Below are 25463 nucleotides of genomic sequence, written 5' to 3' on the forward strand. Positions count from 1 at the left end.
AATCAAGTCGATCCTGGCCAATCTAGACACGTGAAAGCCCACTGGATATAATTGCTTCAGAGCCGAGGCTGCGCCGGACCAAAAAAATCCGGCGCAGGTGTTCCCGCACCGACGCCGACGTTCTCTAAATAACCCAGCTCGAAACCCCACTCAGAGGGAGTCGCCCGACGTTCGCTCGCCGGGCCGGCTGTGTCCTTAGTGTAGCCATCCTCCCGTATAGCTGCAAGCTATACGGGGATGGAGCCTACCTGCAGTATGCACAGCCATAGCGCTCCCGGAAAGAACGTTCATGCAAACAGCACCGGAACTGCTCACGCCCCTGCGCGCACACGAGGCTATAGGCCGCCGGGTCAGCCCCTCCACCCTAAAGCGGTGGGTCAGAGAAGGTAAGATCGACGGCCAGAAAATCAGCGGCATTCAGTTCATAGACATGCCCAGCCTGAAGAAGCATCTGCAGAGTTACAAAGGCGGTCAGACTTGAGTGGGGCGACCAGCGGATGGCACGAGTCTGGTACCATCGGCACGCCCCACATTTTTCAGCTAGAGGGACAGCTCAGCAACCACACGCCCATTTACCGCAACCAGTTTGAGCAGCTGCTACTGGTGCTGCATGACGGCCACGCGGAAGGCGTGATCGAAGAACGGTTCATCAAGGCGGGCCGCATCCGTAAAGGTTGGCTCAGCTGGCCTGAGCTGAAGAGGCTAGGGTCTGCTGGAGACACACGCGGCGCAGACGCCTACTTCGGAGTGGCACGGCGCATGGATACTTCCAGCGGCGGGGGGGAGAACATTCTCCCACTGGGCTGTCTCTGGTTCGAGGTTGACCTGGGCGACCTGGCACACCTGCCCCGCTTTGGCGGCATGAGTAAAGCTGAGCTGCTTCAGGCCAGCCCTGAGCTGCTGGAAGACCTCAAGGGCCGCCTGATGGGCGAAATCCTCGACACGTGCGAAGCGTTCGAGCTGCCCCCCGTAGCCATTGTGGACAGTGGCCACGGGCTACACGTGTATCTGAGAACTGAAGACACCTTCAGCCCCAAGGAAGCCAAGCAGCTGCTTCTGGCGCTGGCGGAAACATTCGACGCAGACACTGCCAGCGCAGAACCGGCCCGCATCCTGAGACAGCCGGGCACCCTGAACCTGAAGAACCCGGCGCGGCCCTTGCCCGTGAACCTGGTCTATGCCGAGCCTGAAGCACGGGTCAGCACGGAGGCCCTGGAGCGCATTCTGACGGCAACGCCGTCAGCACAGGCCCAGCGAGACGAAGTGCAGCGCCCCACACCGGCCCCCAGGCGGCCCAGGAAGGCCAGCGGAAAGGGTGGGCAGACTCGCACCCTCTACCGTGAGACGGTCACGGTCAGAGAGATTCTGGAGCGGAACGGATACCGGCTGAAGGGTGACAAATACCTACCCCCGGCCAGCAGCACCGGCAACGCGGGCGTGATGATTCTTGGGGGTGCTGACGGTCTGGAGCGGGCGCTGAGCTTTAACGGGTCATGCCCCCTGAATGACGCTGAAGGGCGGGCCTGGAACGCCTATGACGCCATGCGGATTCTGGAACACGGCGGGGATGAGCGTGCGGCAGACAGCGCGGCCCGCTCTGAACTCGGTATCGGCGGCGGGCGGGATGACGTGACCAACCAGCCCCCAAGCCTCGACATGAACACGGTCAGGCAGCAGTGGGCCATGAACCCGGAAACCTATTTGAAGCAGGTCACGGCGCATCTGGACAGCCTCGACATGCACCACCGCTCCAGGGCCGGGCTGAAGAAGATGGCGGCCCACCTCGCGGGCTTTGCGGCCCAGGGCCTGCTGGCGGAATGGCGCGGGCTGGCCCGGCTGGAAGTGGGCGGGCTGAACGGCTGGCATAACAAAGTGAACCCCACCGATAACTACCAGAACACCGCCGGCAAGATGAAAGCCCTGGCGGAGCTGGGCGCGGTCAGCCTGATTCCAGTTGACCCGGCCCACCCTGGGCGCGGCGTGGTCATCTGCCTGCCTGAGAGCCCGGCAGGCGTGGCCCTCAGCCGCCCTGCTGGCGACACCTTCCGGCCTCAGACATTAGAGGTACGGCGCAGCGCAGAGAAGCAAAAAACAGCGGCTGAGACGGAAGAAAAAGTTATCACTAAGGTATCTGACAGCTCCAGCAAAAACACCTTAGTGATAAACCCGGAACCCCGTAAGCGGCGGCGGCAGCAAGCGGCGGCTCGGCTCTCTGGTCTGCTGATCGCTCAGGCGGTCAGTCCGAAAGCTGAACCCCATCGGCTAGCGGAAGACCTCGGCATGACGGCGGCCCAGCTGGAGGCTCAGCAGCAAGAGCTGGCTGCCATTACGAGCGGCGCTCAGAGCTTCAGAGAGCGTTACTGGGCACTGATGCTTGACCAGCAGGAAGCAGTCAGGGCGGCCTACATGAACAATCTTGAGCGCGAGCAACGCCAGTTCAGTGTGGGGGCGACCTTTGCCAAAACCGAGCAGCAGCGGGCCTACAGCCAGCGGCGGGCAGAGCGGGCGGCGGCGCAGCTGGAACGCTTGAGGGACGGGGAAAGCCCCTACTACCTAGATGTGAAAGAAGTTCGGGTTCTACAGGCCGTATCTCTCCCTAGCAAAATCGGGTTACCGTCGTCGGCTTCCCGTCTACGGTAACCCGTCTCAGACCTCCACCCAGCTTCTGCTTGGGCTGATACTTGGCGTGGTGATCTGCGGCAAGACACCACTCTGGATCAGAGTCGTGGAGCGGATTGTTAAGTAGTAAGTGCGTTAGCGGTCGTACCAGGGGTTATCACGGGACCCATCCCCCTCATAACTGGGCATAGAGTCGAAACGTCCATCGTATGTGCGCACCATTCCATCCTGATTGGCCCCCGGACCACGTTCCTGTCCCTTTCGCCTTGTACGGCCTGCTGCATGCGTAGGTGGCTTGTGAAACCCCTTATCAGTGATTTCGAGGCCGCTAATAGGGCATTTCCCCGCTTCGGGCGATGGTATTTCTCCTAGAAGTGGTGTGAATTCATTCAAAGCGAAAAGTGTCAGATGATGCAGGCCACGGGTTACGCACGTGTAGAGCAGCGAGCCGTCGTATGGCATGGCAGGGTTATAGTGATCAACATCGGCATTGACGACAATAGCTGCGTCAAACTCCAGTCCTTTGGCCACGCTGATAGGTACGATAGCGACGCCCCCAGCGTAATCCTCGAAGTCCTTGGTACGGCTATCAACTTTGAAAGCTGTCTTCGATTTGGAAACCCGTTCATACAGATTGCTGGCTTCGGCAGGGGAGCGCGTCACGATACCGATATTCTTTGCCCCCTCTCTTTGCAGCCGTCTCACTTCATGTGTCAGAAGGGGCAATAAATGGTTTTTGGTGCTATAGCGGACAAAATGTACAGGGCTGCCGGGGCGGGGAACCGCTTCGGCTTTGAGCGCGTTCGGCGCTACCCGTTCCAGAACGAAGTTCCCCAGGGCAGTGATTTCCTGTGTGGTCCGGAACGTTTGAGTGAGTTCCTCAACTTCGTCTTCGCCTGTGCCAAAGGTTTGGCAGACCACGTCCCAGCTGCCAATCCCCCGGTAACGATGGATGCCCTGACGCAAATCGCCAAAAATGGCGGCGCGACCAGCGGGTGTATAGCGCCTCAGCAAGGCGTACTGAAGAGGCGAGAGATCCTGTCCCTCATCCAGCACAAGATAATCGAATTGCCCGCTGGAGCCGAAGCGGTCGCGTAATGCTGCATCGTTAGGTCGAACGCCTTCCAGCAAGATCTTCAACGCAAGAACCAGGGGCAGTTCTGTCACATCCGTCGGCTCGAATGGTCGGGTGCCGTCCTCACCCACTGGCTTCGGAGTGCGGTGCAGCGCTTCAGTTGCCACTTTCAGAGCTGGACCCGTGAAGATACGCGACGCCGCCGCACTAACTTTCTGCTCATCGGAAACCAAAAGCAGGTAGGTTTCCCAGGCTCCAGTAGTTGGAAGCAAACCTTCTACCAATTGTCCCAGTCGCTGAGTAAGGCCTTTAACCTCGGAAATCCAGACTGCCGGGCCCTGCCCCTCCCGTTCCGCCAGAAGAGCCACTTCTTTCGGCAGCGCTTTTTTGATCAGTCGGTTCACTTCTGTCTGCAGATTGGCCCTGAGACTCTTCCAGTCCGCCTCTGCCGGCTCTCCCCGCCACTGCTCCACAAGTTCCCGCACAGAAGCTAGAGACAGCTGCAACACGGGGGCCGCCTGACCGGTGGCTGTCAAGTCTTCTGGTCCACATTTTCCTGTAGAGGAACCAGTCCTGGGCAAGTTGGCACTCAGATCAGCCAGCTGTCTTGTGAGGTGGTCAGCCAGCAAATGCCGCAAGACCATCTGCATTTCCTGCCGACCACGCATACCAGCTTTCGCTATGGCAGCCTGCTTCTCACTGACATCGGACTTAGGGTCAAAGATGATTTTGGCAGTCTCATCACCGAGTTGCCGAATGCGGCGTTCTCCCTGGTTGACAACCCTCTTCGCCCAGTCTTCGAGAGTTGTTTGGAAGACGTTATTCACACCGGCACGCGGTAACAATTGCTTGAGATACCCCAGCAAGAAACTGTTCGGCACGAACACGGCAATTTTCTTCTCGTTGATTTCTCGGCTGCCGACTCTCTCCTTGTGAAGCATGCTGGGAATCCGATGGTAGGCGATGGCAGTCTTACCACTGCCCGCTACGCCGTTGACCACTAGGAGCCTGTCTGTCGGCCAGGACATCAGCTCATCTTGCCGCTCAGAGATGGTTGCCAGTATGCTTCTGGCCTTGGCACTGGCTTCCCGCCCCAATTGGTCAACCAGATATTCCTGTCCCAGTTGCGCGAATACGTCGGTGGTCTCCTGCTCAGTTCCTTCGCCGTCTGCAAGGGGCATCACGTCAGAGAGTGCAGTGATGGTTCTCTGCTCAATTTTCAACTGACGACGAAGAAGCTGATAAGCCGTACGGACAGCACCAGAGTCGGCAACGATCTCTACTTCCCGGACTTGGCGGTGCTGAATCTGCTGGCGCAGGGGCGAGCCAATCCCGCAGATATAAGTGTCCGAGAGGGGAATGTCGTGAACACCTTCACCCAGGCAGACATCTTTGACGCTGCCGTCCTCGTACCTCAGCCGTAAGCGCATGAAGTAGGGGTGCCCAGCCACCGAACGCAGACTGTCCAAATCCATGCCTTTGAACTGGGCGACTTGGTAAAGATCCATTTCCTGACGTTCCAATTTCCCGATTTTGGCGTCTATCTCTTGGCAGGTTTGACCGAGGCGGCCTACCTCTTCTGGGTATGCGGGATGGGTATGCGGCATAGCAATGCTCCTTGGAAAGATTGAGATATCTTCATCTTCCCAAATCAGCTGAGATTTTGTGGCTCATTTGCGCTCTGTACCCTACACGCCCCAGACCGTCAAATCCGAAAGGGCTTTTTCCGAAGCCGGCTCAACAGGCATCGTACCCGTACGTTACAGAAATGATGGCCGGTACACTTAAAACATGGCTACCAAGCTCCAGCGACTCACTGAGAAGTTAGAAACGCCACGAGCCCAGCGTGAACTCCCCAAGCGCCGCCTAGCCACCTGCCGCAATGAGTACGAAACGGCTGCCCTGACGCTGGACATGCTGGGTGTGGACGCAACACCAGAAGCAGCGCGGGCGGCACTTCCAAACGTCCCGGAGGATGAACTCACCCGTATCCTCGAGGCCAGGCAGCGGATGAGCCATTAGTCTGCTTGCGCTCCGGCCCGTGCCCGGTGCTACAATCTCGCTTAACCCGATGGCCGAGTAGCCAAAGGGAAACCCCCCGCATCAAAGGATGGCCGTCCTAGCGAGGGGTTACGTCAAAACTAAGTTGCTTCGTTTTTTAAGGACGAAAGCAACGCGGCTTTCGTGCGTCCAGTGTACGCGGCTGGGCGTCCTGGGTCAATATCCCAGGATAAGCGCGTCGAGGTGATCATGACTCTGGAGCATTCTCCAAGTCGTCCGAAATACGACTCTCATAGAGCTGAGGTGGAATCTAAATCTGCTCCATTCCTCAAGGCCTTCTTGGCACGTCAGTCACGAACCAATCAAACAGCGGCCACCGGGCCACTGTTTGACATGCTGTCCGAACTCGCCCAGCAGGAGCCTAGCCCTGCGCCCACCGCTGCGGACGCAGCTCTAGTCCGGTTGGCCAGTGTGGCCGAGGCCAAAAAATCCGTCCTGCAAAACATTTCTTATCTCGCGGTGACATATGCCTGATAATCAGGTATTGTGTGACCTACAACAAAACAGCTCCCCGAAGGGAGCGTGTCTTGTGTGAGGAGCCGCCAACTGACCCCAGCACGTCGTGGTTGACAGCATGGTAACTGACCGGCCCCTCCTCGCGCAAGAGCGAGGAGGGTTTGTCTTGTCCTCTTTCCTTGAGGCATTTCTCAGTCGTCAGTTACGAAAAAGTCCAGCAGCGGCCACCGGGCCACTGTTTGACATGCTGTCCGAACTCGCCCAGCAGGAGAAAAACCCTGCGCCCACCGCTGCGGACGCAGCACCCCTACCAGCCACACTGCCCCGTGTGGCCGAGGTGGCCGCGCCACCCGTCCCCACACCCAGGAGCAGCAGCACGGGCGCGGGCGTGCTGGAACTCAACCCGCTGGACACGCTCACAGACTGCCTGGACACCGCCGAGTGCCCGGCCACCGCCCGCCGGATTTATCGGCTGCTGTTCCGCATCGGTCTCACCGTGCTGCGGCAGCGCGGGCTGCACGAGCAGCACGCCACCCAGGTCAGCTTCCACTTACCGCTTGACCTCATCGCCGCCCACCTGGAAGTGAACCGCTCGACGGTCTGGCGCAACCTGCGCCCGCTGGAGAAGGTAGGCGTGTTGCACCAGCGTGACCACTACGGCACCCTGCGCGGTCAGACGGCAGTGACCGGCAAGGTCTGGGCGCTGTCCTTGCGCCCGCACGAAGTCCTGGCCGGAACCCGCGAGCGGGTGCGGGTACGCCACGACGACCTGGTCGGCGTGCGCTGGCGTGACCTCGATGCAGATGCCAGAAAGGGCCGCACTGCCTGGGCCGAGCTGGAGCGGGTCAGGCTAGGCAAGGCCGAAGAAGCAGAACTGCTGTCCCAGGGCCAACTTTTCCAGTTGCAACAGTCACAAGAAGCGGAAAAGGCTGTAGTGAGCGAAAAAACCCTGTTGGCATGGGCGTTAGCCCCGTTTTTACAGGATTCCCCTGGCGTTACACTGACTGATGCACTGGCCTTTTTTGGCGGCCTGGACACGGTTTATGCCATTCCGGCCCTCTGTGGCCTCTCGAAGCAAGAGCGCAGCGCCGCCGTCAGCGAGTGCGCCCGCCAACTGGCAGCCACCTTCGGAGATTCCCAGAACCTGCGCTTCTGGACGTGGCTGCTATGGCAGATGCTGCGCCTGCGCGACCAGGGCCAGGACGTGAGCGAGGACATCAGCGCTGTGCTGGCACGCGTTGTACAGGACTTGAAAGCCTATCCAGCGAAGAAAGCCGCCGCCGTGGTGGTCTCAGAGCTGGTCGGTGCAGGGCTGTATGACCGGCTCAAGCTGGCCGGAAACCACCGCGTCGGAGGTCCACCGCCAGCGGCCTAGCTCTGAGCTGACAACCCAGCCACAGCCCCGCCGCCGATGCTCTGAGCGTTCGCGGATGACCCAGCACACCCCGCCGTCATGTTCAGTGCAACATACGGAAATTTGCCGTGCTGGACAGTGTGTTGCACGAAAAGCGGGCGCGGCCATCAAAAAGGCCCGCGCCCGTGCAACATACGGAAATATGCGTGTCAGACGGTGTGCTGCAAGGTCAGCCCCCGAACAACCCAAACCGAGCCAGGAACCCGCTTCGCTTCTGCTCCTGCTGCTGCGCGGCCTGCTGTGCTTGTTGCTCCTTGCGGTTGGCCCGGCCCAGCTCGGCGGCCTGGCGCACCGCCTCACTCCCTTGCTCGGCGCGGGCAAGGTGGGCGCTCAGGCTTTCGCGGGTAATCCGGGCGCAGCGGGGCCGGGGATACACGCGGGTCAGCATTCCCTCATCAATCAGCCGGTACACCGAGGCGCGGCTGAGGGCCAGGTGTTCGCCCGCTTCCTTGATGGTGAACAGGGCCTTGTCGGGGAGAGTCATGTTCAAAGTTTACCCCCTGCGTGAAGCGACAGAACTGTTCCCACTGAGATGTTCTGAGACAAATTAAGCCATGGGCAGGGCTTCGCTGCTCCCTTATATTTTACGAACTCTGGAAAATATTTTACGAACTTTATTCTGAGTCGGTACGGCACCCGACCTGTGCGCTGGCGGATTTTTGCCGAGTGAGACGCGGTTTAGAGCGGTAGCAGCAACTTTTCTCTATTTCGTCAAATTGTTATTTTGCGAAATAATACTGTTATGTCCTCATGGTGAGAGTTCAAAAGCCCACTTTAGGTTGCCAAATCTGATTTGACCCACCCTATGAGTTCTCAGTTTCGCTAAGCTGTCAATATGATGAACTTTACTGTTTCTGTCCGTGAGCATGGACGGCTGAATTTACCAAAGCGACTTCGCATGGCACTGCACCTTCAGGAACAGGATGATCTGGTCTTCCGTATCCGGGCAGACGGCACAGCGGAAGTGGTTTCGGCCAGCATCCTGGCCCAGCAAGGCAGAGGGCTTTTCGGACATCTGAAAGTAGAGGAAAGTGAAACCGATGCCTTTATCGCTGAACGCCACGCCGAAGCCGGAGCCGAGGGGTGACGGTACTGGATGCCAGTGCCCTACTGACCTATCTGTTTGGGGAACCGGGGACGGACGCTGTTCAGGAGCGTTTGCCCGGTTCGGTCATGCACACGGTCAATCTTGCCGAAGTGCTGTCCAAGCTGGCGGAGCGGGGGCTGTCACCAGAAGATGCTCAGGCCCAGCTGGAGGCGGCGGGCCTCTCACAAGTGATCACCATTGATCCCGGGGTGCCGGAGGACGCCTACACCGTTGCCCGCCTGCGCCCGCTGACCCGTGGGCAGGGCCTGAGCCTGGGAGACCGTTACTGTCTGGCCCTGGGGCAGCGCCTGAGGCAGCCGGTAGCGACGATGGACCGGGCCTGGGGCGAGTTGGAGTTGGGGCTGGAAATTGAGGTGTTGCGGTAAATGCCTCAGCTTTTGATCTCTCCTGGCAACCGCCTTTAATATATATTCTTTGATAGATACCAAATGGAGGACTCCCATGACCACAGCCAAGATTTTCCAGACCGGCCGCTCGCAGGCCGTACGGCTTCCCAAGGCTTTCCGCTTCGAAGGGCAGGAAGTCACTATTAAGCGGGTCTCTACTGGCGTGCTGCTGATTCCCAACACTCCAGGCAGCCATGAAGAGTTCTGGCAGGCGTGGTATGCCGCGCTGCCTGAAGTGGACGTGCCCCTGACCCGTGAAGACCTGCCCCAGCAAGAACGGAACTGGGACCTGTGAGCCTCACCCACCTGCTGGACACCAACACCTGCATCTACATCTTAGGCCGCCGACCGCCTCACGTGGCCGAGCGGTTTGCCGAGCATCCAGCCGACGCCATCGGGCTATCAAGCATCACCCTCGCGGAGCTGCGGTATGGCGTGAGCAAAAGCGGGTCGGTCAGGAACGCGGCTGTGCTGGAGGCGTTCGTCGAGCCGCTGGAAGTATTGCCTTTTGGCGCAGAGGCCACCGAGCATTACGGCGCGCTGCGGGCGGCGCTGGAAGCGGGTGGGCGTCCCATTGGCGCGATGGACCTTCTCATTGCAGCCCACGCCCTTTCCCTCGGGGCAACGCTGGTGACCAACAACGTCAAAGAGTTTGAGCGCGTCCCTGACCTGCGATTGGAGAACTGGTTTTGATAGACCACATCACCGCTTTTGAGCACTACCTGAAGTTGGAAGAGGGCCGCAGCCCGGCCACCATCCGCAACTACGCGGGCGACGTTCGCCAGCTGCGGGCCTTCTTGGAATCCGACGCCTATCCCCTGCCCCAGCGTGGCCGCGACTGGGCACAGGTCACGGCGGCTGACCTGCGGCTGTTTCTGGCGACCCTCAACCCCAAGCCACACCGCTACCACCGCCTGCTGGCTTCATGGCGTAAGTTCTGGGCCTTCCTGCGCGACGTGCAGCGGCTCCCGCTGGTGGGCGACCCCGCCGCCGAAATCAAACGGCCCAAGCTCCCGCAGCGTCTGCCCAAGTACCTGGAAAGCCCGGATATTGCCAAGCTCCTTCAGGCAGCGCACGACAACCCCCGGCCAAGCGTGGGCCTGCGGAACTGGGCGTTCCTGGCGTTCCTGTATGGCACGGGCGCACGGCTGAGCGAGGTGCTGGGTCTGACCTTTGACCGCATCACCTACAGCGACACCCTGCCCACTGCTGTTACGGTCATCGGCAAGGGCGACAAGGAACGGTTTGTGCCGCTCTCCCCCACCGCGCAGCGGGCGCTGATGCAGTGGCTCCAGGTGCGCCGGGTGGAAGGCCACCCCACCAGCCCGTATGTCTGGTCTTACCTGAGCGGCGCAAACCGGGGCCAGCCGTTTGGAGCCAGGAACATGCAGAAGATGATGGACGCGGCGGCCAGGAAAGCGGGCCTGGACCCGGCGAAGGTCAGCCCGCACAAGCTCAGGCACTCCTACGCCACCGCCCTGGTCGAGCATGGCCGCAGCCTCCACGAAATCGGGACCATCCTGGGCCACGAGAACCCGGCCACCACGGCGATTTATGGCCGGGTCAAGGCGCAGCAACTCGCACAGGCGGCGGCGAGTTTGCCGGACGTGTTCTGAATGGAAGCATGTTTTATTGAAAAAAATTTTCTATGAAAATATTATTTCATTCCCTATGATGACAGATTGACATCATGATGCCACCTTGTCATCATGGGAATCGATGAACGTCATCTCCAAAAACACCCTGATGGCGTTCGCCGAGGACCATCCTGACGCCCAGGAGGCTCTGGACGACTGGTACCGGCACATGCGGAAAGCCGAGTACACCTGCTTTGCCGACGTGAAAGAGGATTACCGCAGTGCCGACTGGGTCGGGGGCCACATCGTGTTCAATATCTGCGGCAACCGCTACCGCCTGATTGTGACCAGCAATTTCCAGTACAAGACCTTCTGGATTAAGTTTATTGGCACCCACAAGGAGTACGACGCATGGAAGCCCTGAATCTGCAACAACTTACCCCGGTCTGGCAGCAGCTGAGCCATGCGCTGACCCCGATTGGGACGGACGAGCAGCACGCCGCAGCCCTGGAACTGCTGGAGCCGGTCTGGAATGAGGTAGGCGAGAACCCCCAGCACCCCCTGGGGAGCCTGCTGGGCCTGATGGTTGAACGCATCCAGGAATATGAGGACCGGCGCTGGCCGACCCCACAGGGCAACCCGGCCGCCAATCTGAAGTATCTGATGGAGTTGCGCGGTCTTTCTCAGCGTCAGCTGGCGGGCTTGACGGGCATAGACCAAGCTGTGATTAGCCGACTGGTGACCGGTGAGCGGGCCTTCACGGCGGACCATATCCGCCGCCTGACCCAGCACTTCCGGGTAGAGGCGGGCTATTTCCTGTAGGGGAATTTGAAATATTTCATGGAAAAATGCTTTCATGAAAAAATGAAAGAGCGGAAGCTAAAGCAACGTTTACCCCTCCCGGATGGTGCCATACTCTCAGGTACAGCGCGCCTTCAGCTTCGGCCACAGGAGGAGAAACCATGACTCAATACACCATCAAAGCTACGGTTGACCAGAAAGGTCGCCTGGTCCTACCCGCCGAAATTGCCCGGCACTTCACGGCAGGGCAGGAACTGGAAATCACCCTGCCTACGGAGCCGGAAAATCCGTTCCTGAGCGCTGTCGGCATCCTGCCTAAGCTGCCGGGGGGCAACCTCACCTTTATTCGTAACCTGCGCGAACACGGGGCATGACCATTTGCCTGGACACCAATGTCCTCAGCGCCCTGTTTACGGGTGAAGAAGGTGCAGGTGAGCTGGCCAGGCAGCTGTTTCACCATCAGCAGCAGGAAAGCCTCATCATTCATGCCGCTGTACGGGCCGAGTTGATGGCGCTTCCAGGGATGAACGCTGCCATGCTTGACCAGCAGCTTTCACGGCTGAGTATCACGGTAGATACCCACACCCCCGCTGCTATCTGGGATGAAACGGCGAGGACTTTCGCGGAATACGCCCAGCGCCGCCGCAAAAGCGGTGGTGGACAGCCCCGCCGCCTGCTAGCCGACTTTTTCATCGGGGCACATGCAGCGGAAATCGGGGCCAGGCTGATGACCCTTGACCCTCAGCATTACCGCCAGGCATTTCCTGGCCTAGAGTTGCTGCCATGAGATAAATGCTCCAAGAAAAAATGTTTCCATGAAACAAAGAAACCCGCGCCAGGCGGGTTTTTCTCTACTTAAGTTCTGGGTGGTGCCGACTCAGGTACTCTTCCAGCGCCTGCTCCAGCACCAGGTACTGCTTGCGGCCTTCCGCCGCCGTCGCCATCTTCAGCCGCCGCTTGAGGTCGCCGCTCAGGGTGCTGCTGAAGGGTTGCTGCTTGTCGGCCTGTGGCGTAGGCGTAGGCGCGGGCTGCTCCTGCTGCTGCACCTGGGCTTTCACATCTTTCAAGACTCCAAAACGGCTTTTCTTCTCAGACATCGCTGAGCACCTCCCGCGCTACAGATGCGTAGTCCACAGCCACCAGCTTGGCGTAGCGGCCCCCCACGGCTTCAATCGGAATCTGCTGCTCGGCAGCGTCCCCCACCGCCGTACTTTTGCGGACGATGGTGTGCAGCACCGGAATATCCTGCTCGGCCAGCGTCTCGCGCAGCTCGTCGCCGCGCCCGCCTTCGTTGGCGACAATCAGCACCCGGTAATTCTTCACGTCCGCTTCAATGAGGGGCCGCAGCGTCCGCAGCAGGCCCGTGGCGCTCACCCCTTCAGGTCTGGTCGGCACAATCAGCAGGTCACTGTCGCCCGCGAGGGCCACCAGGTCGGCGGCCTGCTCGTTGCCTTTGGTGTCAATGACAACGTATTCGTAGCCTGTGAGCTGGTCGGCGCCAGCATCCCGGAAGGGAATGGCCTCGAACTGCCAGCCGTCAAAGTCGCCCGCCCGCCAGAACACGGCGCACTGGAGTTCTTCGTCGGCGTCCAGCAGCAGCGTGCGCCCGCGCTTGCCCAGCGCCTGCGCCAGCTGCACGGCGGTGGTCGTCTTGCCCACCCCGCCTTTCATGTTGCCTATGGCGATAATCTTTGGCATGAAAAAATTATTTCATGGATTCATGGAAAAATCTATTCATGATTGGCTCTCCCCTTACCTCTGGCCCACTTTTTGCGCTCCAGCGCCCCGAACCCGCTACCCTGTAAGGGTTTATTCCTTACCTTCAACCGACCAAAGGAGTGTTTGCCCTTGCTGCAACTTGATGACCTGCGCCGCCTGCGTTCCGCTGCCCAGTTGGCCGACGTATACCACCTGCTCGGCTACCCTGCCGATACCGAGGCCCCTGACTTCGCCCCGGCAGACATCGGCCTGGAAGGAGCCGCCGCCGGGGACGTGAGCCGCGTGTGGATGTTGGCTGACATGGACCAGTTGCAGCACGTTCACTTTGAGGTGCGTGACCTGCACGCCGCCACGCTGCGCCGCGTGACCGAGCAGTTCCTTAAGCGTCCTGGCGAGTACCTGCTCACCTTTGCCACACCCGCCTTCGACCGCTTGGTGTTTGTCAAGCCGCGCCGTGAGCGCAGCGCCGACGCGGAGGCGACCACCCCCAAGCCAAGCAGCGGTCTCAAGCTGGGCAAGTTGAGTATCCAGCCTTCGCGCCCTACACAGCACGACCTCTCGGTGCTGCGGGAAATTGCGGTGGGTGGCACCAGTCCCGACCCTAGCGCGGCCCACCTGAAGCAAATCACCGCCTTCAACGTGGAGCGCGTCACCCGCCGTTTCTTCGAGGAATACAAGCGGCTGTTTGACCATGTGCGGGCCACCATCGCCGCCGAGAACCCAGGCGCACGCATCGGCCCCCATAAGCGCAACCTGACGGGCGATAGCCAAAGCCTCCACGCGTTTACCCAGCGGCTGCTGGGACGCATCATCTTCCTGTACTTCATTCAGAAAAAAGGCTGGCTGGACGGCAATCAGGACTTCTTGCCCGACCTGTACCGCCGCGCCACCGAGCACCCCGGCGCGAACTTTTACCGTGACGCCTTAGAGCCGCTGTTTTTTGAAGTGCTGAATACCGAGCGCGGCGGCCAGGACAGCCCCTTTGGCAGCGTCCCTTACCTCAACGGCAGCCTCTTCGAGCGCGAGTACCCGCTGACCACCGTGCTCAACTTGCCTAACAGCCTCTTTGACCCCAAAGCTACGGGCAGCATCCTGAACGTGCTGGGCGGGTACAACTTCACCGTTAGCGAGAGCAGCTCGCTGGAGCAGGAAATCAGCCTGGACCCCGAAATGCTGGGCAAGGTCTTTGAGAACATGATGGAAGAAGAAGAAGCGGCCCAGAGCGGCACCTTCTACACGCCGCGCTCCATCGTGCAGTTCATGGCGGAGGAGACACTCACTCGCTACCTGAGCGACCACACAGGGATTTCCCAAGACCGCCTCTTGCCGCTCACCGCCGACGACAGCGACCCGCACGACCTCACCCTGGCCGAAGCGGGCCAGATTATCCAAGCGCTAGAAGGGGTGCGCGTGCTGGACCCCGCCGTGGGCACCGCGTCCATGCTGGTGGGCTTCCTGAACGCCATGATTCGCGTGCGCCGCAGCGCCGAGGCCAAGCGCGGTATTCACGCCGCCGAAGGCAGCCCTGCGCTGGCCCAGTGGAAGCGCCAGTACATCCAGCACAGCTTGTACGGGGTGGACATCAAGCACGAGGCCATTGAAATCGCTCGCTTGCGCCTGTGGCTCTCGCTGGTGGTAGACGCGCAGGAAAGCGAGCCGCTGCCCAACCTCGACTACAAACTGATGGCGGGCGACGGCCTGCTGGAGACCGTAGACGGTGCCCCCTTTATCCGCGTAGAGCAGGCGGTGGTGGGCGACGAAGCCGCGATTGCCGACAAGGCCAGAGCGATTGAAGCCAAGCACGAGGAATTCTTTGGCGAGCAGCGCCCCGAGCAGCGCCGCGTCCTGAGAGCCGAGATTCAAGCGCTGGAGCGGGAGCTGTTCAAAGCCGACGTGGACTACCGAATTAAAGGTCTGGACAGTCAGATAAGGCTTCTTGACCGCCAGATTGCCGACCCCCACCAGGCCGAGCGCACGCGCGGCACCCTCACCAAGCGCCGCACCGCCCTGGCCGACAACATGGGCCGCCTGATAGACCAGAAGGTCAAGGTCTGGGACGAGCAAGAACCGCTGCCCTTCTTCCTGCACAATGTCCACTTTGCCGAGGTGATGCGCCACGAGAACCGGAGCGGCAACGGCGGTTTTGACATCGTGATAGGCAACCCGCCGTATGTGAGCATCGGCAACATGAAGGCCACCTACAAAGCCGCGTTGAAACAGGCTTTTCCAGATGTAGAGTCAGGCCGTGCCGACCTATATGTCTACTTTTACCAGAAGGGCCTGAACCTGCTGCGCGAAGGCGGTCGGCTGGCTTACATCACCCCTAATAGATTCATGAAAATTGATTATGGTGAAGGCATAAGGAAAGTGATAGCCGATAAGGCAACTGTAGAGATTGTAGTTGATTTTGGCCATATTAAAGTTTTTGATGCACATACATTCCCGGCGATAGTTGTTCTGAGAAAAGGAGAGGTAAAGACGGGTCATGTGAGCATAATCTCTGAACAATCCCTAAGAAGACAAATAAACAGAGGCGCTGGCGGCGAAATTCCTCTATATGTGATTCGGGAAGCATTGCAAAATTTCCATATCAGTTCTAGAGGCCTGATTGAAGAAATTGATGTCAAGTTCGTTGGAAAAGAAAAATGGATGATTGAAGATGCAAGATTATTGAATGTACTTAGCAAGATGATGGCGCGGGGTAAACCTCTATCGGAAATCGTGTCAAACAAAATCCTTAGTGGAATTAAAACGGGACTGAACGAAGCTTTTATTATTGATAAAGAGACGCGGGACATGATTATTAAAAACAATCCCCAATCCGAAATGTATGTCAAGCCGTTTTTGAGAGGCAGAGATATTTCCAGGTGGTCGTCTAAGGAGGCGAATTTTTACTTAATTGTCTTTCCAACTAGTCACGACGAGACATATAAGAACTCATGGTCTAGTTTGGAGTCAAAAGCCGCTGAAAAGGTTTTTTCTGAAGAGCATCCCCAAATATACGAGATACTCAGTCTACACAGGGAAAAACTTATAAAGAGAGGCGATAAGGGCAAATTCTGGTGGGAGCTAAGGCCGTGCTCATATTATGATAGTTTTACTAAGCCAAGAATAAGTTGGGGTAAGTATGGTTCATCTCCAAGATTTTTCTACGATATTGACTCGAGGTTATATGTCAATACCGTGTATTTCTTGAATACTGATAAGAAGTGGATTCTATCCATGTTAAACTCTAATTTATTCTTAGTTTATTACAGAGTATTTTTTAATATAGTGAATACGGGATTTATAGAATTTATTGGTCAGTCAGTTGAGCGGCTGCCATTTATTACACCTACGCCAGAGCAGGCGCGGCGGCTGGAGGGCTTTACCGACGACTCGCGGCTAGATGAGCTGAACGCGCTGGTGTACGAGCTGTACGGCCTGAACGCGGGCGAGATTGCGCTGGTGGAGGAGCTGACGGCGGGGGCGTATGGCGGGGCTGGGGCTGAAGCAGCGAGCGAGCGAGAGGACTAAGCGATGACCCAAGCACAAGACCAGGCCCGCAGCGAGAGCCTTAAGCAGTTGGTGGCGCAGCTTGAAGCCGAGCCGCCCGTGGTACTGCTGCCCGAATTTCAGCGCGATTTTGTCTGGGAGATGGAGCAGACCTATGCGCTGTTTGACAGCCTGATTCGCGGCATCTTCGTAGGCAGCGTGATTTACGGCAAGCCGTCGTTTGAACTCAGCCTGCGCGAGGTAGACAAGCGGCCCCGCAAAGGCCCAGGCAGCCGGGCCAAAATAGGAATCAAGCATTACACCGAAGAGGAAATGAAGCACGCCAGCCAGCAAGATGGGCTGAAAATCCTGCTGGACGGCCAGCAGCGCACGACCAGCCTGTACCGCGCTCTTAGAGGCATTGACAAGGTGTACTACGTGGTGCAGCCCGGTGCGGTGGACCTCAAGGCAGAGGAGTTCGCTCAGAAATCACTCGAAGACCTGATGCATGACGACAATGATGATTTTGACGGCATTCAGGGTTCGGATTCGGCTGAGGTGATTTGTGTGCCGCTGGATTATGCCTTCGAATACATGCTAACCGTGCCCCGTGAGCGCGACGTTGAAAAGTTTTTCCGTGAGCAAACTGAGCGCGGTAAAGCGTTGGCCGCTGCTGAGGATCAGGCCGCGCTGAATGCAGCCTTTGAAGTGTTTTTGCAGGTGCTGTCCAAGCTCAAGACCATGTACGAGCAGCAGCAGCTTCTCAGCTATTACCTGCTGGATATGGAACTGGAAAAGTTCACGACGTTTTTCGAGCGCAGCAACAGCAAGGGCATTCAGCTCAACTTCACTGACGTCCTGGCAGCCAAAGTGTTTGGCAAGTTCAATCTTCGTCAGCAGTTCGATAAATTTGCCGATACCAACCCAGACATTTCAGTCAACCGCGAACTCATGGTGCGGGCCATTGCGCTGATGACAGGCCGCTTTGACAAGATTGAAAAGGGGCAACTGCTCAAGCGACTCACGGCAGACGATTTTGTCGAGCACTGGGATGAGATGACAGGACTGCTCAAGCAGACGCTGGAATACCTGCACAACCAGAAACTACTGGTGGCGATACGCTGGCTGCCCTACGACAACATGTTGTTGCCCCTGATGATGTTCTTTAAGGAGTTGAACCGGCAGGGGGATACCAGTCCTTCGCAGCAGCAGTGGGACTTCCTGCAATGGTGGTACTGGGCCGTGATTTTCTCGGAGCGTTACACTGCCGCCACCAACGAAAAGATTGTGCAGGACAGCCGCGTGTTGCAGCGGGTGGCGCGCAATGAGCCGCTGGACGCGAAGGCCTTTGCCCGTTTCCGTCCCACTCTGGAAGTGGACGACCTGCTGACCTACACCCGGTCTTCGTCCGCCGTGTACCGAGGGGTCTTCAACCTGATTCATTTCATGGGCGGGGGGCTGAAGGACTGGCACAGCAACGCCAACCTGGCAACGGGCACACTGGGAGTGAGGAATCTTCACGACCATCACTACTTCCCGAAAAACTTCCTGAAGAGGTCTGCTGACCAGCAGGATGTTGAAAATGCTGAGGCCATCATGGATTCGGTGCTCAACCGCGTGCTGATGCCCAAGGATGCCAACTGGGTTGCAACAGACAAGGCTCCGCATGAGTACCTCAGAGAATTCCTGGAAGGCACCCCAAAATGGAAAGCCAACCCGAAACTGCGCGAGAGTATGCAAAGTCACTTGGTGCCCGAATCCTTGCTGGATGACCCGCAGCAAAGTAACAGGGTAGAAGAAACCCTGCGCGAGCGCGGGCGGCTGATTATCGCCCTCATCAAAGCTCAGACGGTAGATGTGGAGGATGACATACGGGCAGCCCACATTCCCACTGGAAGCAGAGATGTTGCAACGCCGTAAGCCATCTGAATCGGAGTTCGTAGCCCAGGCCCGCGACGCGCAGCTCTCGGAGCGCTGCATTCACCTGAGCGCCGCCTTGCGGGAGCGGCACCCTACCGATGCCAGTGCGGTTGAGCAGCCGAGGAGCGACCTGCTTCAGGTGTACACCCAGGCGCGGGGGCTGGCGGGGAGCTTTGCCGAGCGGCTGGCGGCGGCCCGCTGGCCAGCGGGGGCAGTGGCGCAGGTGCGGCCCAGCGGGGTCAAGCGGCTGGACCGCATGGTCGAAAAGTACCTTTACAGCAAGCGGGCGCTGGTGGTGCCGCTGGATATGCTGGGGGCCAAAGTGGTGGTGGACTCGGTGTGGGATATGTACGACGTGGCCTCACAGGTGCAGTCAGTCTTTCCGGTCGTGGGTTACCGCGACCGTGTGGTGCGCCCGCAGAGCAGCGGTTACCGTGACCTTCAGTTTGTGGTGAATGCAGGCACAGAAGCGCAACCTCACTACGCCGAACTCAAGGTGATGCACCGCCTGATAGACGAGCTGGACGGCTACGAGCACAAGCTCTACGAGATTCGCCGCGAGCTGCAAGCCAAGGAGACCGAGCGGCAAACGGAGCAGCAGGCGACTTCTGAAGAATTGTTTGGCCGGGCACTACTCTCGCCAATTGAGCAACTGGTACTAGACACGCTAGAGACAGCGAGTGCAGACTTGTTTGACCGGGCGTGGCAAATGATTCTGGAAGCCGAGCATGGCTAGGTCGCTTGCCCCAAATCAGCCCAGCAAGGGAGGCACGAGATGACCGCCATCAAGGAAGCGACTGGCCCAGCGGCCCAGGAAACCGAAGTCAGGTATTACCTGGTAGGCCGCGTTCCCGTCAAGTTGCAGGAGCGCCCCGACGGTGTAGCGCTGGTGGCGTACAACCCCTTGCTGGGCGGCTTCGTCTCGGATGCCCGCTATTACTCGGCCATCAAGCGCCACGAGGGCGACGAAGACGGCATCGAGCGTATTGACGAAGACCGTTTTACCGCGCAGGTCGCGGCGCTGGGCGGCCAATAGGGGCCGCAAACGCCCCTGTAACTTCCGGGCGAAAAAGTGCATGTAGGGCAGCCCAGGGTCAGGCATGATAGAAGGGTGCCACCCACCAAAATCCCTGACTTTACCGACAACGAGCAGTACAAGCTCTCGCATACGCTGGCCACCCTGATTGGCGAATACGGCGAGCGCGACCTTGACATTGCTACAGGCTTTTTCAGTCCAGATGTGTGGAAGATTGTGGGCGACTCGTTCGGTCAGCTCGGTGCGCTGCGGCTGATGCTGGGCAAGGAACCCGATATGCCCCAGGACCGCAGGGGCCTGGAACTGGCCCGCTACTTCCGCCAGCGCCTGCGGGCTGAGCTGGAAGGTCAGGAGCTGGAAAGCGCCCGCTCACGCATGATTGACGAGCTGGTCGCCTTCTTGCACCGTGACGAGGTGCAGGTGCGGCTGTTCGACGACCCGTTTCTTCACGCCAAGGCCTACCTGTTTCCCAACTACAGCATCGTCGGGTCAAGCAACCTGACGGTGAGTGGCCTGATTCACAACTCCGAGCTGAACACGGTCACCAAGCAGTCAGGAGTCGCCAAGCAGCTGCGCGAGGAGTGGTTCAACCGCTTCTGGACCCGCGCCCATGACTACAAGGACTCCCTGATAGACGAGCTGGAGCGCAGCAAGTTTGGGGCTTACCCCTACACGCCGTTCGAGGTCTTTCTCAAGGTGCTGTTCGAGAACTTCCGTGATGGGCTGGAGGCAGAGGGCGGCAGCGAGGCGCAGGGCGGCATCATTGAGTTGGCCGACTTCCAGAAAGAAGGCTTCCAGAGTGCGCTGGGGTTGCTGGAGCGCTTCGGCGGGGTGATGGTGGCCGACGCGGTGGGCCTGGGCAAGTCGTTTACGGGCCTCAGCTTCCTCGAAGAATTCCTGCTCAAGCGGCGCGGGCAGTATGGCGGGCGGGTGCCGCGTGGGCTGGTGGTCTGCCCCGCGCAGCTGGAACGGCTGGTGTGGCGGCCTTTGCTGGAGCGCTACGGCATTCCCGCGCAGGTGGTCAGCATGGAGGCAATGGGCCGCGAGGACTTCGACTGGAAGCCGTATGCAGGCTTTGACCTGGTGGTGGTGGACGAGTCGCACAACTTCCGCAACCCCGGCACGGGCCGCTACATCAACCTGATGCGGCTGCTGACGGGGGGCCGCGCAGACAAGAAAGTGGTGCTGCTGACCGCCACCCCCGTCAACAACACCATTTGGGACTTCTACTATCAGGTGCTGCTGATGACGAAAGGCCGCGAGGACGCCTACAGCGCCTACGGCATCCCCAGCCTCAAGTCGTTTTTTACGGGGGTCGGCAAGGGCAATCAGGAGTTCTACGACCTGATTGAGCACAGCATGGTGCGCCGCAGCCGCCGCGACGTGCGCCGCAGGCAGGAGCAGGGCGAAGCGGTGATTATCGGCGGGCAGGAAATTCGCTTCCCCAGGCGCAAATTGCACCGTGTGGAGTACAGCCTCACGGACCAGTTTGGGGACTTTTATCAGGGGCTGGTGGGGCGCATCGAGCGGCTCAAGCTGGTGGCCTATAACCTGGAGCGCTACAAAGTGGACGCCGACACCACCGAGGTGAACAAGCGCGAGGCACTCACAGGTATTTTCAAGACCAACTTCCTCAAGCGCCTGGAAAGTAGCGTGCATGCACTGTCCAGCAGCATCGCCAACCAGCGCCGCTTTCAGGAACGCTTTTACGAGCAGTTTAGGGCAGGGCGGCTCCTGGACGCCGGCACCAACCGCAAGATTGAGCAGGTGCTCCGCCTGGCCGCCGCCGAGGATGACAGCGAAAGCAGCAAGCAGGAAGGCAAGCAGGACCGGCTGCTCGAATCCCTGCCTGAAGTCAGGGCGCTGGAATACGACGTGTCGCGCATGGAAAAGGACATTCAGGAAGACCTAAGCGCCCTGCGGTGGATGGAAGCCGCCATCAAAGACCTGCTGGTTTCACGCGGCACGGGCGCCGAGCAGGATGCCAAGGTGGCGGCCATCAAGGCGGCACTGGTAGAGCGGGCAGCGGGGCAGGGGCACCGCAAGGCGATTGTGTTCAGCTACTACCACGACACCGCCGAGTACATTTACCGCGCCCTGGTGAACGACCCTGCGTTTATGGACGCCATGAACCTCACCCCCGAGCGGGTGGCCTTTCTCAGCGGCAGCAGCAGTGGCGAGACCCGCAGCAACGTGGTGCGCCGCTTTGCCCCGCACTCCAACCGCCGCAGCGAAGACGACGACCAGATGTACCAGCAGTTGCTGGATGAACCGATTGACCTTCTTATCAGCACCGATGTGCTCAGCGAAGGCCAGAACCTGCAAGACGCAGGCTACCTGCTCAACGCCGACCTGCATTGGAACCCGGTGCGGATGATTCAGCGGGCAGGCCGCATTGACCGCCTGGGCAGTCAGTTTGAGGAACTGGAAATCAGTAATGTCTTCCCAGAAGAGGGCCTCGAAGACGTGCTGGGCCTGGTGGAGCGCCTCCAGAGCCGTATTGCCGACATCGAGCGCACCGTGGGCCTGGACGCCAGCGTGCTGGGCGAGACAGTCAGCAGCCGCTCGTTTGAGGAACTGCGCCGTATCCGCGCCGAAGACAGCAGCGTGCTCGAAGACCTCGAAGAAGAAAACGAGCTGAGCTACGGCGACGAGATGCGCCTGCCCCTGATTGCCGCGCTGCAAACCCTGGGCGAGAGCTTAGTGCAGGACATTCCGCTGGGCATTCACAGCAGCAAGGCGTCACCAGTGGCGGCGAAGGGTATCTTCTTCGCCTTCCGCGTGGCGGACCGGGTGCTCTGGCGGGTGTATCCACTTACGCCTGACGCTGAGGGCGCCAGCTCCGTCATCACGTCCAAGCGCGACATCTACCGCCTGATTGAAGCAGCTCCAGATGTGCCACGCGCCGAGAACCCTGAAGGCCAGGATGTCTTTCCACTGCTCGAAAAGGCCGTAGCCGACATTCTGCGCGAGAGCAAGAAAGCCGCCAAGAAGCAGGGGTTCAAGGCACCGCTGAAGGGCCACAACCTGACCCTGATGAACTGGCTCCAGCAGTTGCAGGTACAGGCCGAGATGGACAAGGAGCAGTTTGACCGGCTGCGATACACGTTGGAAAACCGCTCACTGAGCGGCTTCGAGCGTGACCCCGAGCTAAAGGGCATCTTGGTCGAGTTGCACAGCCGCCCCGTGCGGGACTCGGTGGCCGGGCTTGAAGGCTTCCTGATAGACAACAAACTGCTGGCCGAAGCCCCCGGCGAGCGCGTAACCGCCCAGGAGATACGGCAAGAAGATATCCGCCTGATTGCTTACGAATGGTTGGTCTAGTTCCTGCATCCAAGTTGCGGACCTGCGCCACCCAGCGCGTCGGTGCGGTGTGGTAGAGCTTCCTGTCTTCTGGCCCACTACTCTTTCCTTATGGCCACCCTGATTACCCTCCGCGCGGCCCTTCTCCTTGTCCTGCTGGCCCTCTGGCTGGGCTATGGCCTGGGCCGAGCGTTCAAAGACGACGCCACAGGTCGCCAGGAGGCTTACCAGCAGGGCGGTGAGGACATGCTGCGCTTGCTGGCGTCCAAAGGTATCTCTACCCCAGATGGTCGCTTCTACACGGCGGACTATGTCGCCCAACTGGAAGCGAATCAGATTCCTGAGACCCGCCGGGCCATTCGGGAACCGGCCCTGGTGCGCCCAGCGGAGCGCAAGTATGGCCGGAGAGCTTGATGGACTGGCTGAATGTCTACGAAGCGTCCAAGAAGGTTTGGAGTGTGCTCACCTTGCTTTTTATGGTGGTTCTGCTGGCCCGGATGTTCAGTTCGCGGCTGTCTACGGGTGACCGTATTGGTCACGGATTGATGTTTCTGGTGCTGTTGTTTCTGTTCTTGACTTGAGGTGCACCCTTCTTGATTCCCTGCCATAATTTGGCCCATGACGGGCAGCGGCAAGTCAGCCCACTGGGGCGGCAAACGCACAGGCGCGGGCCGTCCCAAGTCGCCTAATGTCACTGTCCGCCTGTCCATTCCCCGTGAGGTCTGGGCAATGGTGCAGGCCGACGCAGAGCGCAGCGGCCACAGCGCCGAGACTGAAGCCGTGCGCGTGCTGACCGACCACGTCACCGCGCCGCTCTTTCGCAAGTAGACAGTTCCGCAAGTAAAACCCACCCCCCACAACTGACAGCCACCAAAGCCCAAGCGCAGGTGTGGCGAGTTCTGGCGACCACTCAAGGAGGCTTAGCCCTTGACCGCCATAACCCCTACCCTCGCCACACCTGCGCCCACCGCGCCGGTTTTCGTTGGCCGCGAACCCGAAGGCCGCGCCGTCATCGTCTCTGTGCGGGCGGGCCGTTCTGTGCAGCTTGAAGCCCCCAGCGGCTACGGCAAAAGCGCATTGCTGGCAGAGCTGGCCCCTGGCCTGCAAACGCTGGCCGTCACCCTGCGGGTGCCCCGCGCCGTTCGGAAGGTTCCTGGGCGACCTCGCGGGCGAGCCGCTGGCCGTCATGGACTACACCGCCGTGATCTTCCCCGTGCAGCCCGAAGGTGCCCGCAAAGCTGGGATGTCCCCTCTCTTGCAGCGGTGAGACCGGGTGGAACTCCCACCGCTGGACAGAGTCGCAGCCCGCGCCTTGGCAGCGCAGAAGACAAGTACCGATCAACCTGTAGAGTGGCCAGTCACAACGCTCACGGTGTCCAGTGAGCCATTTGCGCTAGAGCAGGGCAGCTGAACATGCCGCTCCGAGACGTGACCTTCACAGTGCCGTTTGCCGAGCTTGCCCGGCTAGACAGCAGCAGCGACAGACGCACACAGCAAAACACTGTGTTGCTGAACGGGCAAAATGACGCTGAGATAGACCATGCGTAGAGGGCGAGTGCAACGGCCATGAAGACAATCATGCCCCCGGCTCCCACACATCCGGCAGCACCTCTGCCGCCACCTCCCGCAACTTCCAGTCACAGGTGGTCCCTGCACCGGGCCTGGCTCGGCCAAACCTGCCGGTTTCAGGCCCCACGGGTTGCCACACAGCAGTGGTAGAGCATGCTACTGGGCGGCTTCTTCGCGTGAGTCAGGCAGGTCGAATTTCGCCTACATCTGCAGGCACGCCCAGGAACCGCAGACCCCACACCAGGGCAGTAAGAGTGCCCAGCTCCACCCGCTGGGTGCGGATTAGCAGCGGGTGCTTAGGAGTGCCCGGCTTCTTCTGCCTATTCGCTACAGCAGAGTGAGCTGGCGCTCCCAAACAGACAGTCAGGGGCATGGTGGGGCATGGTGGGGCATGGTGACATGGTCAAAACAGACCCGAGTACATGGTCCATGGGGTTATGCTCCGCAGCCACGGTGTACATGGACAAACGTGACCCAAAACACTCTATAAAGCACCTAAACCGGCCGGTGTGGGCAGAGGTGCATGGATAAAACGGGCCTAGGTACATGGTGGGACATGGACAAGAAAGGCCAGTGGGGATGGTCGGGGATGGTCAAATCGGGTATATGGGGATGGTCCATGGGGTTATGCCCTGGAGATATGGTGGGGATGGTCGAACAGGGGTCAAACATCTCATATCAGTAGCCGAAACGGGCATGAGGAAGTGCCGGGGGATGGTCATACCACCCCGTAGGGATGGACGGGGGATGGTCACTAAGGCACCGTGGGGAAAAGGACCTACAGGAGAGGGCAGACAAGTTTGCCCTTTTGGGCAGCTCTTGTTTGTCTATGTAATTGACCAAAGTTGTCAACGAAGATTGACAACACTTGCAGAAAACTCAAAGGGTGTAATTTGAATTTACCGAAGTCTAGAGATGGCGGGGTCTTGAAAAAAGTCAGCGAGA

The 25463-nt window shown here is 59.4% G+C and carries 27 protein-coding genes; 22 read left to right on the plus strand and 5 right to left on the minus strand.

Going from position 1 to position 25463, the window contains the following annotated elements; genetic code table 11:
• The first annotated feature begins 289 nt into the window (after positions 1–289).
• Entirely contained in the window at positions 290–481 is a 192-nt protein-coding gene (locus tag LMT64_RS13965; RefSeq protein ID WP_126352916.1) for a MerR family transcriptional regulator, read from the plus strand.
• On the plus strand, positions 478–2640 hold the full coding sequence (locus LMT64_RS13970; protein ID WP_126352914.1) for a DNA-primase RepB domain-containing protein: 2163 nt from the start codon (positions 478–480) through the stop codon (positions 2638–2640). The genes LMT64_RS13965 and LMT64_RS13970 overlap by 4 nt, the downstream gene beginning before the upstream one ends.
• Positions 2641–2754: 114 nt before the next feature.
• Here the strand turns inward: LMT64_RS13970 and LMT64_RS13975 are convergent, their stop codons facing one another.
• Positions 2755–5301 (minus strand): helicase domain-containing protein, encoded by a 2547-nt coding sequence (locus tag LMT64_RS13975; RefSeq protein ID WP_229253606.1) that lies wholly within the window; start codon positions 5299–5301, stop codon positions 2755–2757.
• A gap of 184 nt (positions 5302–5485) precedes the next feature.
• Here LMT64_RS13975 and LMT64_RS13980 point away from each other — a divergent pair, with 184 nt between their 5' ends.
• Both LMT64_RS13980 and LMT64_RS13985 read left to right on the plus strand, forming a co-directional pair.
• Complete coding sequence (locus tag LMT64_RS13980) at positions 5486–5716, plus strand: hypothetical protein (RefSeq protein ID WP_126352910.1); 231 nt, start codon at positions 5486–5488, stop codon at positions 5714–5716.
• A 661-nt stretch (positions 5717–6377) separates the two neighbouring features.
• Entirely contained in the window at positions 6378–7586 is a 1209-nt protein-coding gene (locus tag LMT64_RS13985; RefSeq protein WP_229253607.1) for a hypothetical protein, read from the plus strand.
• A 208-nt stretch (positions 7587–7794) separates the two neighbouring features.
• Here LMT64_RS13985 and LMT64_RS13990 read toward each other — a convergent pair whose 3' ends face one another.
• On the minus strand, positions 7795–8109 hold the full coding sequence (locus LMT64_RS13990; protein ID WP_126352954.1) for a helix-turn-helix transcriptional regulator: 315 nt from the start codon (positions 8107–8109) through the stop codon (positions 7795–7797).
• A 351-nt stretch (positions 8110–8460) separates the two neighbouring features.
• Here LMT64_RS13990 and LMT64_RS13995 point away from each other — a divergent pair, with 351 nt between their 5' ends.
• The 9 genes from LMT64_RS13995 (at position 8461) to LMT64_RS14035 (ending at position 12284) form a co-directional block, all read left to right on the plus strand.
• Complete coding sequence (locus tag LMT64_RS13995; protein WP_126352952.1) at positions 8461–8712, plus strand: AbrB/MazE/SpoVT family DNA-binding domain-containing protein; 252 nt, start codon at positions 8461–8463, stop codon at positions 8710–8712.
• Complete coding sequence (locus tag LMT64_RS14000) at positions 8709–9098, plus strand: type II toxin-antitoxin system VapC family toxin (protein WP_126352950.1); 390 nt, start codon at positions 8709–8711, stop codon at positions 9096–9098. Before LMT64_RS13995 ends, LMT64_RS14000 begins: the two co-directional genes overlap by 4 nt.
• Positions 9099–9174: 76 nt before the next feature.
• Positions 9175–9414 (plus strand): antitoxin, encoded by a 240-nt coding sequence (locus LMT64_RS14005; RefSeq protein ID WP_126352949.1) that lies wholly within the window; start codon positions 9175–9177, stop codon positions 9412–9414.
• Positions 9411–9812: a type II toxin-antitoxin system tRNA(fMet)-specific endonuclease VapC gene (gene vapC, locus LMT64_RS14010; RefSeq protein ID WP_126352947.1), complete on the plus strand. Its 402-nt coding sequence runs from the start codon at positions 9411–9413 to the stop codon at positions 9810–9812. Before LMT64_RS14005 ends, vapC begins: the two co-directional genes overlap by 4 nt.
• On the plus strand, positions 9809–10735 hold the full coding sequence (locus tag LMT64_RS14015; RefSeq protein ID WP_211334199.1) for a tyrosine-type recombinase/integrase: 927 nt from the start codon (positions 9809–9811) through the stop codon (positions 10733–10735). The genes vapC and LMT64_RS14015 overlap by 4 nt, the downstream gene beginning before the upstream one ends.
• 103 nt (positions 10736–10838) lie before the next feature.
• Positions 10839–11120, plus strand: a complete 282-nt coding sequence (locus LMT64_RS14020; RefSeq protein ID WP_126352943.1) for a type II toxin-antitoxin system HigB family toxin — start codon at positions 10839–10841, stop codon at positions 11118–11120.
• Positions 11108–11518, plus strand: a complete 411-nt coding sequence (locus LMT64_RS14025; protein ID WP_126352941.1) for a helix-turn-helix domain-containing protein — start codon at positions 11108–11110, stop codon at positions 11516–11518. The genes LMT64_RS14020 and LMT64_RS14025 overlap by 13 nt, the downstream gene beginning before the upstream one ends.
• Before the next feature lie 140 nt (positions 11519–11658).
• Positions 11659–11871: an AbrB/MazE/SpoVT family DNA-binding domain-containing protein gene (locus LMT64_RS14030; protein WP_126352939.1), complete on the plus strand. Its 213-nt coding sequence runs from the start codon at positions 11659–11661 to the stop codon at positions 11869–11871.
• Positions 11868–12284, plus strand: a complete 417-nt coding sequence (locus LMT64_RS14035) for a type II toxin-antitoxin system VapC family toxin (RefSeq protein WP_126352938.1) — start codon at positions 11868–11870, stop codon at positions 12282–12284. The genes LMT64_RS14030 and LMT64_RS14035 overlap by 4 nt, the downstream gene beginning before the upstream one ends.
• Before the next feature lie 64 nt (positions 12285–12348).
• Here the strand turns inward: LMT64_RS14035 and LMT64_RS14040 are convergent, their stop codons facing one another.
• The 3 genes from LMT64_RS14040 to LMT64_RS14050 form a co-directional block, all read right to left on the minus strand.
• Positions 12349–12564: a hypothetical protein gene (locus LMT64_RS14040; protein ID WP_229253608.1), complete on the minus strand. Its 216-nt coding sequence runs from the start codon at positions 12562–12564 to the stop codon at positions 12349–12351.
• Positions 12565–12586: 22 nt separating this feature from the next.
• The gene (locus LMT64_RS14045) at positions 12587–13195 is read right to left on the minus strand and encodes a ParA family protein (RefSeq protein WP_126352934.1); all 609 of its coding nucleotides are present in this window, start codon (positions 13193–13195) and stop codon (positions 12587–12589) included.
• 111 nt (positions 13196–13306) lie between these two features.
• Entirely contained in the window at positions 13307–13561 is a 255-nt protein-coding gene (locus LMT64_RS14050) for a hypothetical protein (protein ID WP_126352932.1), read from the minus strand.
• Between LMT64_RS14050 and LMT64_RS14055 the strand changes: the two genes are divergently transcribed.
• From LMT64_RS14055 to LMT64_RS14095, 9 genes are all read left to right on the plus strand, one after another.
• Positions 13547–16732 carry an Eco57I restriction-modification methylase domain-containing protein gene (locus tag LMT64_RS14055; RefSeq protein WP_126352931.1) on the plus strand — a complete coding sequence of 1062 codons (3186 nt, stop codon included), beginning with the start codon at positions 13547–13549 and terminating at the stop codon, positions 16730–16732. The two genes, LMT64_RS14050 and LMT64_RS14055, sit on opposite strands and share 15 nt — an antisense overlap.
• A gap of 3 nt (positions 16733–16735) precedes the next feature.
• On the plus strand, positions 16736–18610 hold the full coding sequence (locus tag LMT64_RS14060) for a DUF262 domain-containing protein (protein WP_126352929.1): 1875 nt from the start codon (positions 16736–16738) through the stop codon (positions 18608–18610).
• Complete coding sequence (locus LMT64_RS14065; RefSeq protein WP_126352927.1) at positions 18594–19346, plus strand: nucleotidyltransferase family protein; 753 nt, start codon at positions 18594–18596, stop codon at positions 19344–19346. The genes LMT64_RS14060 and LMT64_RS14065 overlap by 17 nt, the downstream gene beginning before the upstream one ends.
• Before the next feature lie 39 nt (positions 19347–19385).
• Positions 19386–19646: a hypothetical protein gene (locus LMT64_RS14070; RefSeq protein WP_126352925.1), complete on the plus strand. Its 261-nt coding sequence runs from the start codon at positions 19386–19388 to the stop codon at positions 19644–19646.
• Between the two features lie 75 nt (positions 19647–19721).
• Positions 19722–22970: a helicase-related protein gene (locus tag LMT64_RS14075; RefSeq protein ID WP_170166047.1), complete on the plus strand. Its 3249-nt coding sequence runs from the start codon at positions 19722–19724 to the stop codon at positions 22968–22970.
• A gap of 90 nt (positions 22971–23060) precedes the next feature.
• On the plus strand, positions 23061–23363 hold the full coding sequence (locus LMT64_RS14080; protein ID WP_126352921.1) for a hypothetical protein: 303 nt from the start codon (positions 23061–23063) through the stop codon (positions 23361–23363).
• On the plus strand, positions 23363–23530 hold the full coding sequence (locus LMT64_RS14085; RefSeq protein WP_170166046.1) for a hypothetical protein: 168 nt from the start codon (positions 23363–23365) through the stop codon (positions 23528–23530). Before LMT64_RS14080 ends, LMT64_RS14085 begins: the two co-directional genes overlap by 1 nt.
• Before the next feature lie 37 nt (positions 23531–23567).
• Positions 23568–23777, plus strand: coding sequence for a hypothetical protein (locus LMT64_RS14090; RefSeq protein ID WP_126352919.1), 210 nt, complete (start codon positions 23568–23570; stop codon positions 23775–23777).
• A gap of 99 nt (positions 23778–23876) precedes the next feature.
• Complete coding sequence (locus LMT64_RS14095; RefSeq protein WP_126352917.1) at positions 23877–24332, plus strand: hypothetical protein; 456 nt, start codon at positions 23877–23879, stop codon at positions 24330–24332.
• Positions 24333–25463: the final 1131 nt, after the last annotated feature.

It is taken from the genome of Deinococcus radiophilus (assembly GCF_020889625.1).
GTDB classification, from domain to species: domain Bacteria; phylum Deinococcota; class Deinococci; order Deinococcales; family Deinococcaceae; genus Deinococcus; species Deinococcus radiophilus.